Consider the following 601-nt stretch of genomic DNA (forward strand, 5'->3'; position numbering starts at 1 on the left):
GTCAGGCGAAGAAGAAGGAAGGTTGTGGGGAACAGGGTTGAAGATGAAAAGGAGGATGAAGTAGGATGTGAAAGAAAGGAGGGTGAGAAGTGGGAGTAGTGAGTCAAAGGGCTGTGGGAAGGGTGTCGGATTGAAAAGGACGGTAGAATTATCGGTTTTTTTGTCAGCGCAGGCGCTCGAAAAGATGCCGCGTTGGTTCAACGTGCATTCGCAACCGTCAAACTGGACCTGCATGCGGTCTCGGTTTTCCATACCGATCGTGGATCCGAATTTAAAAACGAAGGAATCGATGAGATTTTGGAGGCGCATGGAATCGAGCGGTCGCTTAGCCAAAAGGGAAATCCATATGATAATGCGGTTGCCGAAACTACGTTTAAGACACTGAAAACCGAGTGGATTAACGGTCGGCGCTTCGAGTCGCTCAAGCAGTTGTCCCTCGAACTATTCGATTACATCAATTGGTATAACAACCTGCGAATCCATGGCTCGTTAGGCTACCTCAGTCCGGTTGCTTACCGGCTGTCTTCCCTTAAAAAAGTTGTTTGATTTTGTGTTGACTTACCACTCCCAGCCGCCCAGCGTCAAGGGTGAGCCGAAACAA

Annotated in this window: 1 pseudogene; it reads left to right on the forward strand. The window is 48.9% G+C overall.

From position 1 onward, the window contains the following. Positions 1-147: 147 nt before the first annotated feature. Positions 148-546: pseudogene (locus BHE18_RS16730) on the forward strand (transposase); the annotation flags it as partial. Between the last annotated feature and the right edge of the window lie 55 nt (positions 547-601).

This window comes from Rossellomorea aquimaris, assembly GCF_001877785.1.
GTDB classification, from domain to species: Bacteria; Bacillota; Bacilli; order Bacillales; family Bacillaceae_B; genus Rossellomorea; species Rossellomorea aquimaris_A.